This window comes from Neobacillus sp. NPDC097160, assembly GCF_044762155.1.
Lineage (GTDB): Bacteria > Bacillota > Bacilli > Bacillales > Cytobacillaceae > Neobacillus.
In genome coordinates this window covers 157,469-169,813 of sequence record NZ_JBIWDU010000010.1, presented here as the reverse complement: position 1 = coordinate 169,813, position 12,345 = coordinate 157,469, and the positions used below count along the sequence as shown (strand labels likewise).

13 protein-coding genes are annotated in these 12,345 nt (G+C 38.1%); 3 read left to right on the top strand and 10 right to left on the bottom strand.

Annotated elements, in window-relative coordinates:
• Nucleotides 1-59: 59 nt before the first annotated feature.
• Nucleotides 60-1,559, top strand: coding sequence for a TerD family protein (locus ACIQXV_RS15880; protein WP_402960183.1), 1,500 nt, complete (start codon nucleotides 60-62; stop codon nucleotides 1,557-1,559).
• A 42-nt stretch (nucleotides 1,560-1,601) separates the two neighbouring features.
• Here the strand turns inward: ACIQXV_RS15880 and selB are convergent, their stop codons facing one another.
• Nucleotides 1,602-3,482 (bottom strand): selenocysteine-specific translation elongation factor, encoded by a 1,881-nt coding sequence (gene selB / locus ACIQXV_RS15875; protein ID WP_402960182.1) that lies wholly within the window; start codon nucleotides 3,480-3,482, stop codon nucleotides 1,602-1,604.
• 237 nt (nucleotides 3,483-3,719) lie between these two features.
• Here selB and ACIQXV_RS15870 point away from each other — a divergent pair, with 237 nt between their 5' ends.
• Entirely contained in the window at nucleotides 3,720-5,024 is a 1,305-nt protein-coding gene (locus ACIQXV_RS15870) for an Nramp family divalent metal transporter (RefSeq protein WP_402960181.1), read from the top strand.
• 73 nt (nucleotides 5,025-5,097) lie between these two features.
• Here ACIQXV_RS15870 and ACIQXV_RS15865 read toward each other — a convergent pair whose 3' ends face one another.
• From ACIQXV_RS15865 to ACIQXV_RS15850, 4 genes are all read right to left on the bottom strand, one after another.
• Nucleotides 5,098-5,565 carry a hypothetical protein gene (locus tag ACIQXV_RS15865; protein ID WP_402960180.1) on the bottom strand — a complete coding sequence of 156 codons (468 nt, stop codon included), beginning with the start codon at nucleotides 5,563-5,565 and terminating at the stop codon, nucleotides 5,098-5,100.
• A 5-nt stretch (nucleotides 5,566-5,570) separates the two neighbouring features.
• Nucleotides 5,571-6,026 (bottom strand): GNAT family N-acetyltransferase, encoded by a 456-nt coding sequence (locus ACIQXV_RS15860; protein WP_402960179.1) that lies wholly within the window; start codon nucleotides 6,024-6,026, stop codon nucleotides 5,571-5,573.
• Nucleotides 6,027-6,154: 128 nt separating this feature from the next.
• Nucleotides 6,155-6,565, bottom strand: coding sequence for a VWA-like domain-containing protein (locus ACIQXV_RS15855; RefSeq protein WP_402960178.1), 411 nt, complete (start codon nucleotides 6,563-6,565; stop codon nucleotides 6,155-6,157).
• A gap of 151 nt (nucleotides 6,566-6,716) precedes the next feature.
• Nucleotides 6,717-7,700 (bottom strand): hypothetical protein, encoded by a 984-nt coding sequence (locus tag ACIQXV_RS15850; protein ID WP_402960177.1) that lies wholly within the window; start codon nucleotides 7,698-7,700, stop codon nucleotides 6,717-6,719.
• A 140-nt stretch (nucleotides 7,701-7,840) separates the two neighbouring features.
• On the opposite strand from ACIQXV_RS15850, the gene ACIQXV_RS15845 reads away from it, so the two are divergent.
• On the top strand, nucleotides 7,841-8,323 hold the full coding sequence (locus ACIQXV_RS15845) for a GNAT family N-acetyltransferase (protein ID WP_402960176.1): 483 nt from the start codon (nucleotides 7,841-7,843) through the stop codon (nucleotides 8,321-8,323).
• Between the two features lie 243 nt (nucleotides 8,324-8,566).
• Here the strand turns inward: ACIQXV_RS15845 and ACIQXV_RS15840 are convergent, their stop codons facing one another.
• The 5 genes from ACIQXV_RS15840 to ACIQXV_RS15820 all read right to left on the bottom strand — a co-directional run bounded on the left by ACIQXV_RS15840 (nucleotide 8,567) and on the right by ACIQXV_RS15820 (nucleotide 12,186).
• Entirely contained in the window at nucleotides 8,567-9,229 is a 663-nt protein-coding gene (locus ACIQXV_RS15840; protein ID WP_402960175.1) for an HAD family hydrolase, read from the bottom strand.
• Between the two features lie 253 nt (nucleotides 9,230-9,482).
• A complete protein-coding gene (locus tag ACIQXV_RS15835) occupies nucleotides 9,483-10,001 on the bottom strand; it encodes a hypothetical protein (RefSeq protein ID WP_402960174.1) in 519 nt (172 codons plus the stop codon).
• A 76-nt stretch (nucleotides 10,002-10,077) separates the two neighbouring features.
• Entirely contained in the window at nucleotides 10,078-10,638 is a 561-nt protein-coding gene (locus ACIQXV_RS15830) for a maltose acetyltransferase domain-containing protein (protein ID WP_402960173.1), read from the bottom strand.
• A gap of 55 nt (nucleotides 10,639-10,693) precedes the next feature.
• The gene (locus ACIQXV_RS15825) at nucleotides 10,694-11,896 is read right to left on the bottom strand and encodes a DUF2812 domain-containing protein (protein WP_402960172.1); all 1,203 of its coding nucleotides are present in this window, start codon (nucleotides 11,894-11,896) and stop codon (nucleotides 10,694-10,696) included.
• The gene (locus ACIQXV_RS15820; RefSeq protein ID WP_402960259.1) at nucleotides 11,893-12,186 is read right to left on the bottom strand and encodes a PadR family transcriptional regulator; all 294 of its coding nucleotides are present in this window, start codon (nucleotides 12,184-12,186) and stop codon (nucleotides 11,893-11,895) included. The genes ACIQXV_RS15825 and ACIQXV_RS15820 overlap by 4 nt, the downstream gene beginning before the upstream one ends.
• Between the last annotated feature and the right edge of the window lie 159 nt (nucleotides 12,187-12,345).

The window sequence follows — 12,345 nt, the reverse complement described above, 5'->3', positions numbered from 1 at the left end:
CTTTTTCAAAAATAGATTTATACTGTACATATACACAAAATGGATGAGGAGTGAAAAGTGTGGGTGTTACTCTTAGTAAGGGGCAAAAGGTTGATTTAACGAAATCACACCCCGGTCTGCAAAATGTCGTTGTCGGATTAGGCTGGAATGTCACCAATCTTGGTTCCAACTTTGATTTGGATGCCTCGGCATTCTTATTAGGTGAATCCGGAAAAGTGAACAGTGATCAGGACTTTGTTTTTTATAATAACCCTTCAGGTGGAAATGGATCAATCCTTTATAGCGGAGACAATCGCATCGGTTCTGGGGTTCGTGACGATGAACAAATTAGGATCGATTTAAAAAGTGTTCCTGCCCATATTCACCGAATTGCCTTTACCATTACTATTCATGATGCGCAGGTAAAACGGCAAAATTTCGGACAGGTATCAGATTCCTATGTCCGAATATTTAATGAAATCACGAATGAGGAATTAATAAGATTTAACTTAGGAAGGGACTTTACGGTTGAGACTGCGATTGTTGCCGCTGAAGTTTACCGTCATAACGGAGAATGGAAATTCAATGCGATTGCAAGCGGTTTTCAGGGCGGATTAGCTGCATTATGCCGTAATTTTGGGATTACCGTTGATGATCCTCCTGCAAGTACGCAAACACCTGTACCACAGACAAATACTCAACAGAGACAAAGTGGTGTTAACTTTGGACACCAAATTAATCAGTACCAAACAAATAATACGAATCAATATGATCCATATCAGCAAAATCAAACCAGCAATAATCCATATCAACAAAGTCAGCAGGGCCAAAGTTCATATCAACAGCCTGTACATCTACAACCGGAATCGTCCTACCAGCAGCCGTCCTACGGGTATCCGTCGCAGTCGACATTCCCATCGACATCGGGCTCACGCCAAGCGTATGGTGGAGACGATATTATGTGTCCGCGCTGCCATTCTACCAATGTCCGAACGGGGAAAAAAGGATTTGGTCTTGGAAAAGCAGCCATCGGTGGGTTAATCCTTGGCCCTGTCGGCTTACTTGGTGGTTTTATTGGGAAAAATCAGCTAAAGTTCTCGTGCAATAACTGTGGCAGCAACTGGTCCCCTTCGCAAACGGATTATGCTGAATGGGCAAACAATCAAAAACGAAAAGCACAGGATTTATTCAATCGCTATAAAAGCCAGGATGTCCTTGATGCAGTTGTTGCAGCCTGCGCCTTGGTAGCAATGGCTGATGGCTACTTAGATGCAGCTGAACGTCAAAAGATGCTCGAATTTGTCCATCAAAGTGAGGAGCTTCGAGTCTTTGATACGAATAAAGTGATTCAAAGATTCAACTTGTTTATTTCTAGAATGGAAAATGATCGGATGATGGGTCGTGCTGAAGCATTTCGTGCCCTTGGAAAAATAAGAAGTAAGCCAGAAATTGCTCGATTAGTTGCCCGCTATTGTATCGCTATCGGCTATGCTGATGGTAACTTCGATCACAATGAACAACAAATGGTTGCTGACATCTGCCACGAGCTTGACTTAAACCCTGCTGAATTTCTATCGTAAATATAAAAAGCCCCATTTCCAATTTGGAAAGTGGGGCCATCCTTATATCCAAACTCGTTTGTTCTCTATCCTTTTTGTAAGACCCTTTGCATCTAATCTTTCTAAAAATGGAATCATGTATTTTCTTGATAAATCAAGAACCTCCTTCGCATCGCCGACTTCAAATTCAGGACCTGTATGGCTGCGAAGTTTTCCAACTGCTTCCCTAAACACTTCCCCGTGATAGGCGAACTGCTCATCTAACAGTACGAGTAACTCCTGATCCTCCAGAAATCTCTTTAAATCAAACTCCAGCGCTTCAGGAATCCCGGCGGTTGAAAAATAATCCTTTACGTATCGAACCTTTAATCCGTCCTTTTTTAATTCTACAAGCAGATTTTCTGTTCGTTTCTCCCAATTTTTCGGGACATGGGGAATAAACAATGCAAGTGACACAAATTGCTCTTTTCGCTTAAAGATTCCGTTCGCGATTCCGTTTTCCACCACAAAATCCAGCAAGGATTTGGGAAACCTTTTTTGCAGTGTTTGCAAAAGCTCGGCTTTATTAACCCCTATCTTCATCGAATGGCTCTGGTGGAATTCCTGCAATCTATCAAAAATGTCCTCCTCAATTGAATGGATTAATAGCTGCAATGTATACTCTTTACCATTATATAAAACGAATTCATCATCGGTTAAATGCTCGGTTAATGTTTGTTCATCAAGTGCTGTCCGCTTAATCAGTTCATTTAATGGAAGACTTTTCGCTTCGATTAATGTCGTGGTGATTCGCTCCTTTGGTGTGCCAACCTTTTTCTTTTCAAGCTCTTCAATTGTTTGATTTCCGAAGCGATATTTATTTCCACGTGGGTCAATTACCCAGCCGCCGCCAATCGTTTCTTGCGGGCTCGGTCTGCGTAAAATAAATCTGTCTCCGCGTTTCGTTAAAATTTCCTCCTCAAGGCGTAGCTGACAAAGGATTTCCCCATTTTCTTCCTTAATCTCGTTACGGTCAAAGAAAACAATCCGCCCCATTACCTCTGCAGTTCCAATATGAAGCTTGATCGGCATCCGCTGCTTGACCATATGTTCTAGATCTTCAACCATCCGAACTGCAACATCTACTGTTTTCGTCACAATAAAATGTTCTGATGAAACGAGGACATCACCACGTTCTAAATCTTCCTTTGATACATTTGAAAGATTGATGGCAGTCCGCTGTCCTGCGTACGCCATCAAGGCCTGTTTATGGTGCACCTGAATCTGCCTTGCCCTAACCTCAATTCCCTTAGGCATTATTTTTAGTACTTGTCCTTCCTCAACAGTACCTTCATATACTGTACCACGAACAACCGTCCCTTGACCCTTTACCGTAAACACCTGATCGATAGGAAGACGGAAAGCCCCTTTTGCATCACGCATTTCCAGTTCCATTAATATTTTGATAATTAATTCCTTAATTTGTTCAATGCCCTTTTTTGATAAGCTGTCAACAAGAACAAATGGAGAATCCTCAAATACCGTCCCTGTAAGTTCTTCTAAAATATCATCCTTGACAAGATCAATAAATTCTTCCTCAACCCTGTCAATTTTTGTAATCGCGACAACACCATTTTTTACACCTAAGAATTTTAAGATATCAAGATGTTCCCTTGTCTGCGGCATCACACCTTCATCTGCTGCAACGACAAGTACAACCAAATCAATTCCAGCTACCCCGGCAATCATTTGCCGGATAAACCGTTCATGTCCTGGTACATCAATAACGGAAATTTGAATTTCATTGTCTTCATATAGTGGAGCAAATCCGAGTTCAATCGAGATTTGTCGTTCTTTCTCCTCTTTAAGACGGTCAGTATCAACATTCGTAAGCGCTTTTGTTAAGGATGTCTTCCCATGATCAATATGCCCCGCCATCCCAATCGTAAAATATCGTTTTTCCAAGATTGCCACCTTCTTAATCGTTCTACCATTCTACTGTAGCCTTTAAAGATCTTTTGTTCAAGCGAACTTTTTCTTTTCCATTTTTCCATCAAAAAAAATTTATTTTTTAGGCAAAAACATTCACAAATTTTTCAAAATTTTATATAATAGATTTATAAATTTGCATCGATGCAACTTTTGTTCATCAACGAACAAACCTTGCATCAACGAAAGACACAATAGAAAGGATGGTATCGGATGAGCCACACAAATTCACTTGCAGTTGACAAGGCTCGTGCAGCGGAACAACGAACTGTCTCTGCCGCAAGAGATGCCATAAATGGAAAAGTTAAAGGGATACGGGCATTACTGCCGTTTCTTGGCCCTGCTTTCATTGCTTCCATTGCTTATGTAGATCCCGGAAATTTTGCGACTAACATTCAAAGTGGTGCCCGCTTTGGTTATAAAATGCTTTGGGTAATCGTTCTAGCCAATTTAATGGCGATGCTCTTACAAAACATGTCCGGTAAACTTGGAATTGCAACAGGAAAAAGCCTGCCCGAAATTTGCCGTGATCATATGCCAAAATGGCTTACAATTATTATGTGGGTCGTTTCAGAACTTGCTGCCATGGCGACCGATCTCGCTGAATTTTTAGGGGCGACATTAGCATTAAACTTATTAGCCGGCATTCCCATGCTGTTTGCTACTCTTATTACTGGTGTGGTCACCTATTTGATATTGATGCTTGAAAAATTCGGCTTCCGGCCGTTGGAAAAATTCATCGCTGCCTTTGCCATGCTAATCGGGTTATGTTACCTAGTGGAAACAATCCTTTCAAAGCCCGATTTTTCGCAAATTGCTTATCATAGTGTCGTTCCATGGCTTGGTAACAGTGAAAGCATTATGTTAGCTGTCGGGGTAATTGGTGCCACAGTCATGCCACATGCGATTTATTTGCACTCAAGCTTAACGCAGAATCGCATTGTGCCAAGAAATGATATGGAAAAAATTAAGATTCAAAAATTTAGTACAAAAGAAATTTTGATTGCCATGACGCTTGCAGGATTTGTTAATCTGGCGATGATGTATATGGCTGCATCCGTTTTTAATACATCTGGTCAAAGTCATATTGCCGACTTAACCACGGCCTACCACACCCTTACACCGCTGCTTGGCTCTGCTGCAGCCAGTGTGTTCTTGATATCGTTGCTCGCTTCAGGTATTTCAAGTTCTGTCGTTGGTACGATGGCCGGTCAAGTCATTATGCAGGGATTTGTAGGATTTACCATTCCATTATGGATTCGCCGTTTAGTCACAATGCTTCCAACCGTTATCATTGTTGCCATCGGTGTGGATCCAACCCAAACACTGATTATAAGCCAGGTTGTGCTTAGCATCGTATTACCATTTCCAATTATTGCGTTAATCTATTACACGCAAAAAAGAGAATTGATGGGCGTATTGACCAATAAACGAATCACAACCGTACTTTCTTCGATGTTTGCCGTTATCATCCTTGGTTTAAATGCATGGATGGTTGTTCAAATGATTTTTGGATAATATTACAAAAGGAAAAACACTATCATTTTTGGGTGTGTTTTTCCTTTATATTTTAAACTTCTATTCTGTTAATCTAATTTTTTTCCCAATAACTTTTAATTATCTGTATATCATTCAAAAGCATATTTTTTGAACTTTCATCTTTAACTTTTTGTGCATATTCAATTGCATGTTCGGAATGAATTTTCGACAAATCATAACGACCTAATAAGGTATTTGCCCGGCTTAATGCCTCATAAGCATAGCCAATATAAAACGGCTCAATGTTATTGTCCTTGCTTACTTCCAAACACCGGTTGGCATAATAATGTGATCTTTCACCCAACTCAGTAATGGCATATACCCTGGATAATTGCCAGTACCCGATGGAAAGATTTTTAGTAGTATGCTCCTCCACCTGTGTCCAATGCCAAAAAGAAACATGTGCGAGATGAAGCATTTTTTCTTCTTCCTCTTTCGTTCTTTCAGGCAAATCTAGGAAATCCCAAACTGCATTAAAACAATTTACCGCCATCTGCTTATGCGAAAATGTTGCTGTCATTGTTCCTAACTCCTTCTTTTTTCAAATTTACTTATAAATAGCCCCGGTACTACCTCCAAATCACCAACCAATTTATAGCCATTTTTCAGATATAAACTTTTGGCAGGGGTATTGTCTTTGCCTGTTGATACTTTAAAAACTCTTAAAGCCTTTTTATTATTCTCTACTTCCTCCAACAACCTTTGTGCAATTCCTTTACGAAAATGTTTAGGATGTACGACCATTCTGCAAATCGTCAGTTCCTCCCCATCAATTGTATAGGAAAGTGCAGCAGCAAGTTTTTCCCCTTCAAAAAATCCAAAGAACGATTCTCCACATTCTTTTAATTCGTCCATCGTCTCTTTAAGTGGAGGGATTTCGAAAAAATCGATTAACTTTGCCTCAACTAAATAGGAGGCAGTTTGCAGTTCAAACAATTCCTTAACAAGACTTAAATTATGTAAATCGAGCTTTTTAATCATGTATTAAACTCCTTAAGATTGTTTAACATCCTATATTACATTTCAGCATTAATAATGAAATTACCTTTTTTCAATATCAAAAATAAAATATCCCCCACAAAAAAAAAAAGTGAGGGAATTGCTTCGTTTCATGCAACTTTTATTGCTTTCCCAAATGGCACTCTCGGTAAGATCGCACCCGGAACAAGCCAAAAAAGTTCAAAATCCACTTTATCCATTTCTTCAGAAAAAAAGCCGGTTACATCTGTAATGTAAAACAGCGAGTCGATCTTTTCCTCTTTTGCCCACTCTAGCACTAATGTATAAGATGATTTCCCATGCGTATAGTATTTAATCGTATCACTTTTTATAGAGGAAATATCTCTAATTTTAAAATCTGCTTGAACTAAAATGGTATCAGGCTTAAGTTGCTCAAACAATTTCACTATGTTATTAATCAAAAGACTCGGTGCTTCATTCGTGGATGTATCTACAGCCAGGGCAATCTTTTTATCTTGCCGCTGTTGGATCATGGAAAGTATTGTTTTGTGCCATCTCAATCCCATCAACCCCTTTGTTTGAATGAGTGAACCATCTTATTTTGGGTTAATACGCAAGCGATTATGATTGGATAATTGCGGGAAAATATAAATGTAATCTTTGTGGAAAGACTATATCATGTTAAGTGAGTCGGTTACATACAAAACAGAGCTATATAACTCCCTTTGTTCCTTTTCCACTTAGTTCAAGCTGATCTGTATGATCATCATATAAATGCCAAGCCCAATCTCGAATCTGTGCATGTTCGACGAGCTTCCATTTTTCAAGACTTTGTATTTCTTCTTTTCCAAAAGCCAATATTGACAATCTTGTCATTAGCACAAACGATGAATAAGGATGTGGAAAATTCGGATCATTTTTAGCTTCATAATAAAATTTCTTAAGTAATATGATCGGTTTCGGTTCATAAATCAGTTCAACTAGTTTGGCCCTGTATTCCAAATCTTTAGGCTGCAAATGAGGAAACCGTGAGTAATCGCTAAGATGCTGGGCTTCGTGCTTTAAATAACTCACTTGAAATTCGCTGCTATCTAGTCTTGCTCTCTTTCTCTTTGGTCCTTCATCAACATAATACAGGCCATCAGCTTTAGCCCAGCCCCCGGCAAATTTTTCACCGAACGTTGCAAAATGGAGCCAGCTTTGCATAATGAAATCGCTTAAGAAATTCACTGTAACCTCTTGAATTTCGTGTGGCAACTCAACTATAAAGTCCATTTTTTTCGTGGTTTTCCAAATATAAGGTCCTCTGAATGGAGATGTCACACCACCTAAGAATTGATAGCCCTTTTCCGCAAAAAGGATTTCTAATTTCTCCTCGATTATATCAAGGTTATCGAATATTACTTGATCCGAAATTAACCCACCTAACAACTGAACCAGCTGTGTTTCTGCATCTTTGACGTTCTTTCCGGTTAATACAGAGGTGAAATATTGATAATAAGCCAATAATACTTTTCGAATCCAGGGATCGTCTGACTTATACCGATAAATTGGCTTTCCTCCAAAAAAGCGATGATAATATTTGGATACTAAATCCTGATATTTTTTATTCTTATCTTGTATCGAGCGAAGATACTCATAGGCAGCCGTTACATCACCCTGCAGGCAATGGGCATAAAATTTGGACTCGTCCATCCTGTCCCCTCTCTTAAATTCTAAATTTTTCTATATTGTTATATTAGATTCTTTATACCAAAATCCTTTTTTTATCACAAAAATACAGGAATCTTGATGAAGCATGTCAAATTTATTCTTCAGGAGATTGGAGGTTACCTATGATAAATCTTGTGAAAGTGTTAAAAGAAGAAGAGTATATCTTACACAATCTAATTCAATTTTATATTTATGAATTTAGCCAGTTCATACCAGCCATTACTTTAGAAAGGAACGGTACTTATAAGCCCTTTGATTTAATGCCGTATTGGGAGTGCTCAAATCTGCACCCCTATTTTATTAAAAAGGAAGACGAACTGATAGGTTTTGCCCTTGTTGAAAGTGCATCAGAAACCGAACCGAACGCAATTCAAGAATTCTTTATCATTCGAAAGTATTCTGGAAAAGGCTATGGAAAAATAGCAGCTAACCAAATCTTCAGCTTATTTCCTGGTAAATGGTTTATCACACAAGTAGAAAAGAACTATCCTGCTCAGGCTTTTTGGAGAAGTACGATTTCTAAATTTACAGGCGGAAACTACAATGAAAGATATGATGAAAAAAGAAGGTCGATTCAAGAGTTTGATACAAATTTACTTGGGTAAATTGTAAGGAGAAGTAGGGAATAGTTTTTCACAATCCTCCTTCTCCTATCTTATTGCTCGTTCGTACTAAATAAACGAAATCACCTAATGTTGAAAAGTCCCACCCCTAACAATAAAAGAAAAGAGTTTCTTTTATTACGGAAATGCGCTAATTCCTTCAAGGGTAACCACCACCTCTACTCTTTTCCGCTGTATTGCGAAAGGTGTGAAACCTGATTAAATGTTCTGATTTTCCAACTGTTTTTATGTCAATTTTTCAATAATGGATGGAATTTCCCCTAAATCCTCAATAATAAAATCAGCTTTACATTCATCCCATTGAAATTCTCTTTTCCAGATCGTTTTCGTTCCAACTTTCCCGGCTGCGATTACATCGTTTTCTGGATGGTCGCCAACATAAACACTTTCATTAGCTAAAACATTGAGCTGTTTTAAAGCTTTTTCAAAAATTTCAGGGTTAGGTTTTTTGACACCTTCCCATTCAGAAATTAGGATTGTATTAAAATATTTTTCTAATCCTAATGCCTTTATATTATCAGTCTGGAACTGTCCCTTCCCATTCGTTATGATTCCCATCAGGATGGATTTCTGCCTTAAAGCTTCTAACATACGAATTAAATTTGGAAATGGAATACAATGATTCTTAAACTCTGCTAAATAATCTTGAAGTAACTGTTCCCATGTAATCCCCTTAATGTTAAACTCTGTGATCAGTTGTTGATATACTTTATCCTTCCAGACGTACCCTCGACAATCTAATTCTATGAATCTAGATATATATAATTCTTTTGAGATGTGACCAAGGCAATTCTTCAAGCGCTCATATTGAAATTCGATAAATTTTTGTACGGAGGCATCTCGATTTAATAATGTTCCATCAAGATCAAATATTACTGCCTTTATCATTTTCCACTGCCCCCTAATCCATATTCTGAATCCAATAAACAATTTGCGAAACTAAAAAGCGACACTCTAAATATCCAAGTATCGCATTAATCTGTGTATTCTATGATAATTTATTCTGGTAATGTTTAGCAACTAATCAATCAGTTCCCCTCTCTAGGTACTACTTTATTTAAAAATTCTCTTTTCTAATACCTAAATCCTTTTCCACCAACGAAAAAAAAGCCTTCTCCTTAGATGGAGAAAACTATGTTTATTAGTCCTTGTTGTAATATTCTTTCTTTTCTTTCAGGTATTCCTTTTCACATTTTAACAACTTATAATTTATGGCATTACCCTTTTCCTTTTTCTTTTCAACGACTTCCCATTTAAAATTGTTAAGCTTTAGATGCACCGCAACATTCGTGTTATCCGGCTGCTTATAAAGCAAATAGGCTTCAGCGGGTCTGACAAACAAGGCAGGTTTACCACGGGATGCAACAATAAATTGTTGTTGTAGTGACTGATAAACCTCATCTATTTCTTTTCCACCATAGATCATATGAGTAGCGTCTAATCCCCTGTCCGTTACCTCCGTATAACTTTGATCATCAATGTCCAATTTTAGCCCGGCAATAATATCTTTCATTAGTGCTTTATTATATTCTAAATCTCGATTTTTCCTATTTTCAAGGCAATCAGGTGATAACCTTGGCAGGTCATCCGCCTGGACTTTCCAAGAATGAAAGCAAAGGGCAGCAATTAGTCCCGCAATAATGATGGTTGTTTTTTTCATTTTAAAAAGCACCCCTAAATAATGTATGAACATATTATTCTGCATTTAGGGATGAACTATACGATACTATCTTTAATCAAACTTCAATATTTTTAATAATTTTTGCCGGATTTCCGCCAACAACTGTATTATCAGGTACATCCTTTGTAACAACCGCACCTGAGGCAACGACGACATTATTTCCGATTGTAACCCCAGGGTTAATAATTGCTCCCCCGCCAATCCACACATTATCACCAATTTTTACGGGAGACCCAAACTCAACGCCGGAATTTCTCTCAAATGGGTTCAACGGATGCGCTGCTGTATAAATGTGAACCCCTGGAGCTACCATACAATTCTTCCCTATCTGAATTTCACAAACATCTAAAAAAACACAATTGAAGTTCGCATAAAAGTTCTCACCGACATGAATGTTATAGCCGTAATCACAACGAAAAGTCGGCTCTATGTATATATTATCTCCAGTAGAACCAAACAGTTCTTTTAAAAGCGCTGAGCGTTTGTCCCCCTCTGTTTCTAATGTAAGATTATATAATCTTGTAAGTCTCCGCGCGTTTTCACGCTCTTTAACAAGTTCTGCATCGGCTGCGATATACAGCTCACCATTGATCATCTTTTCTTTTTCTGATTTCATCCTATCATCTCCTAATAGAAAAATTGTACCATTGTACGTGCCGTAAATATCGTTTCTAGCATCCAACCTGCTTTTTTAATCGCCTGTAATACATCCAAGTCCTGATTGAATAGCTGCCAAAAGACAAAATCGCCAAAAGCATAACAATGATGGTGAAAATCCTTTGTGGATCTGGATGGTTATTTTTCATCAATTCAAATCCCAAACCTAAGTTAAACATATAGACAATTATTAAAGGAAGAAACAAACATGAATAGGAAATAGCAATCTTTCTTGCATGTTTTAATTGATTGGTTTTATCACTGTAAATTTGCGGCCTTTCTTCTTCCTCCGAATATTCACGACTCCAAATCGACCATTTTTGTATTGATCCAAAAGAATTAAAAACACTTTTCCAGCCTGCATCCCTATGGATATCAAAGTAACTCTCATCGGCGATGTTTTGATAATCTGCGCAATAACTTACCCTTCGGTGGGAGCCAATTAGAAAATGAAAAGTCGTTCCGGTCTTACTAATACGGTAGAGATTATAGCCTTGTGCTTCCATTTTCTCAAGCCACAGCTCTAGCATATCCGGAGCATACATCCAGCCAAGTTTTCTTTTAACAATCAGTTGTCCCGAACGTTTTAACTGCCTTTCTTCCGCTTTGCTCAAGTTCACTGCATCCTGAGTCTTACTGTATAGTGCATCACTAATACCCTTTTCATTTATTAATTTTTTATTTGTCCGATGAATTGTCACCATAGAATATAGTGCAAGTAGGTATGTAGCTATTACGGCACTGAAATATAAATAGGTCAAAATCCAATATGGACTTTTTTCGACTACAACCTGGTCCGAGGAAAACAGAAGTAGACCAGACATACTTAGAAAAAATACAGCTATAATTGAAAAATAGAATACTATACTTCCGAAAATATACATAATGATGCGATTATGTTTGATAATTCCTTCGCGGACAGACGAGGTTTTAATTTGCTCCGGAGGCTTTTCGTTAGACGTGACAAACCAGTTGCCCGTCCGTAATACCTTTGTCCATCCCTCTGCTATGAGCCCTCCCGATAGTGACTCCCCTTGCATTTTATCGAATCCAATTCGGTACGTTAACTTCCTGGGCTCATCTTTTTGAAAGAAAAAACAACGAGTAACTCGATTGATTTTCACTAAAAAGTATCCATTTTCCGCCATATAGGAGAGCCATTTTTCTGTTTTTTGAACATCATAGCTCCAGAATGGCCTAATTACTTTTTTAATCATAAAAACGCCTCCTCATTTTTCAATGCATTCTGGTGTAGCTCCTTGAGTCTCTTTATCTCGGCAGTGATTAATTTTTTCCCTGTTTCCGTTATTTCATAAACTGTTTTTCTTTCCTCGTCGGCAAATACCGTAATGATTCCATCTTTTTGCATTTTTGTTAGCGTTCCGTAAACGGTTCCCGATCCTAATACGATCCGTGAGTTTGTAATGTCGTCCACATGTTTAACAATTCCGTATCCGTGGCGCGGTTCTGTCAGCGATAAAAGAATATAGAACGCCGTTTCTGTCATTGGTACATATTTTTTCAAAACTTTTTCTATCTCCAATATCCTCGCCTCACTAGTCTTAGTTCTATGTTAGAAAATATGTCGCAAGTAAATATGTCTTACTATGACTATATCACGACGTGACATATAATTCAATAATTACTTCCAAAATATTCTTGCCAA

Bases quoted from the DNA above. Each gene is read 5' to 3' on its own strand.
- ACIQXV_RS15870 (WP_402960181.1), top strand. From the start codon at position 3,720: ATGAGCCACACAAATTCACTTGCAGTTGACAAGGCTCGTGCAGCGGAA.
- ACIQXV_RS15865 (WP_402960180.1), bottom strand. From the start codon at position 5,565: ATGACAGCAACATTTTCGCATAAGCAGATGGCGGTAAATTGTTTTAAT.
- ACIQXV_RS15860 (WP_402960179.1), bottom strand. From the start codon at position 6,026: ATGATTAAAAAGCTCGATTTACATAATTTAAGTCTTGTTAAGGAATTG.
- ACIQXV_RS15850 (WP_402960177.1), bottom strand. From the start codon at position 7,700: ATGGACGAGTCCAAATTTTATGCCCATTGCCTGCAGGGTGATGTAACG.
- ACIQXV_RS15845 (WP_402960176.1), top strand. From the start codon at position 7,841: ATGATAAATCTTGTGAAAGTGTTAAAAGAAGAAGAGTATATCTTACAC.
- ACIQXV_RS15840 (WP_402960175.1), bottom strand. From the start codon at position 9,229: ATGATAAAGGCAGTAATATTTGATCTTGATGGAACATTATTAAATCGA.
- ACIQXV_RS15835 (WP_402960174.1), bottom strand. From the start codon at position 10,001: ATGAAAAAAACAACCATCATTATTGCGGGACTAATTGCTGCCCTTTGC.
- ACIQXV_RS15830 (WP_402960173.1), bottom strand. From the start codon at position 10,638: ATGAAATCAGAAAAAGAAAAGATGATCAATGGTGAGCTGTATATCGCA.
- ACIQXV_RS15825 (WP_402960172.1), bottom strand. From the start codon at position 11,896: ATGATTAAAAAAGTAATTAGGCCATTCTGGAGCTATGATGTTCAAAAA.
- ACIQXV_RS15820 (WP_402960259.1), bottom strand. From the start codon at position 12,186: ATGACAGAAACGGCGTTCTATATTCTTTTATCGCTGACAGAACCGCGC.